This window comes from Planomonospora alba (assembly GCF_039534085.1).
In the GTDB taxonomy this organism is placed as follows: Bacteria; Actinomycetota; Actinomycetes; order Streptosporangiales; family Streptosporangiaceae; genus Planomonospora_B; species Planomonospora_B alba.
The window spans coordinates 1-1,547 of record NZ_BAAAUT010000143.1 but is presented as its reverse complement, the minus strand read 5'-3'; the positions used below and the strand labels follow the sequence as shown (position 1 = coordinate 1,547).

Below are 1,547 nucleotides of genomic sequence, written 5' to 3'. Positions count from 1 at the left end.
TTTGAGTGAGGGCCGTCCTTCGGGGCGGCCCTTTCTGTTTTCGGGGTGTGGGGGGGTCGTCTTCCGGGGCGGCCCCTTCTTGTTTTCTCCGCGGACCGGAAGAGGGCGCCTTTTCGGTTTCAGAAGCTGTGGTGGCCCGGGGTGGAAGCGCCGGCGAAGTGCCTCGGAACGTTGCTCCACATGCGCGCACGGTCGTGGTCGCAGGGCACACGAGGTCTGGAGAGTTTGGACGACTTGCTAGGCTGGAGGTGCCGGGCCACCCCCACCGCGGGTGGCCTTCGTCGCACCAGAGCACGATAGGGCGGGGCAGCACAGCGAACGGGGCGCACCCTGCGGCCTGAGACCGCCCGCGTAACGATTCGTCCCAGGACCGAGACGGGACGTGCTCGCAACTGAGCAAACGAATGGACCAGAAGTGAACAGTGACAACGGGCGTGACGGCGATGCTCGCCGCGAGGAGAGCGGGAACCGCGGATGGGGCGGAGGCGACCGCGGCGATCGCATGAGCCGAGGCGGACGTCCCGGCGACGGCCCGCGATATGGGGAGCGCCGAGAGGGGCGTTCGGACAGGACCTACGGCTCGCGGGACAGAGGCGACCGCTCGTTCGACCGCGGTGGTGAGCGTCGTCCGTACGGGGACCGGGATCAGGCGCGTGGTCAGTACGGGTCGCGGGATCGGGGGGATCGGCCGTCGTTCGGTCGGGAGGACCGGCCGCGCGGTGGTGGTTTCCGGGATCGGGACGACCGTGGCGGGTTCCGTCGTGACGAGCGTTCGGGTGGCCGGCCGTACGGGGATCGTGAGGGCGGGTTCCGTGGTCGTGACGATCGCGGTGGTGAGCGTCGTCCGTACGGGGACCGGGATCAGGCGCGTGGTCAGTACGGGTCGCGGGATCGGGGGGATCGGCCGTCGTTCGGTCGGGAGGACCGGCCGCGGGGCGGTGGTTTCCGGGATCGTGACGATCGCGGTGGTGAGCGTCGTCCGTACGGGGACCGGGATCAGGCGCGTGGTCAGTACGGGTCGCGGGATCGGGGGGATCGGCCGTCGTTCGGTCGGGAGGACCGGCCGCGCGGTGGTGGTTTCCGGGATCGGGACGACCGCGGTGGTGAGCGTCGTCCGTACGGGGACCGGGATCAGGCGCGTGGTCAGTACGGGTCGCGGGATCGGGGGGATCGGCCGTCGTTCGGTCGGGAGGACCGGCCGCGGGGCGGTGGTTTCCGGGATCGGGACGACCGTGGCGGGTTCCGTCGTGACGAGCGTTCGGGTGGCCGGCCGTACGGGGATCGTGAGGGCGGGTTCCGTGGTCGTGACGACCGTGGTGAGCGTCGTCCGTTCAGCCGGGAGGACCGGCCGCGCGGTGGTGGTTTCCGGGATCGGGACGATCGCGGTGGTGAGCGTCGTCCGTACGGGGACCGGGATCAGGCGCGTGGTCAGTACGGGTCGCGGGATCGGGGGGATCGGCCGTCGTTCGGTCGGGAGGACCGGCCGCGCGGTGGTGGTTTCCGGGATCGGGACGACCGTGGCGGGTTCCGTCGTGACGAGCGTTCGG

Annotated in this window: 1 protein-coding gene; it reads left to right on the top strand. The window is 71.0% G+C overall.

Translation table 11 applies throughout. The features are described 5' to 3' along the window. Positions 1-812 precede the first annotated feature (812 nt). On the top strand, positions 813-1,547 hold a 735-nt coding region (locus ABD823_RS34300; RefSeq protein ID WP_344867102.1), incomplete at its 3' end, for a hypothetical protein.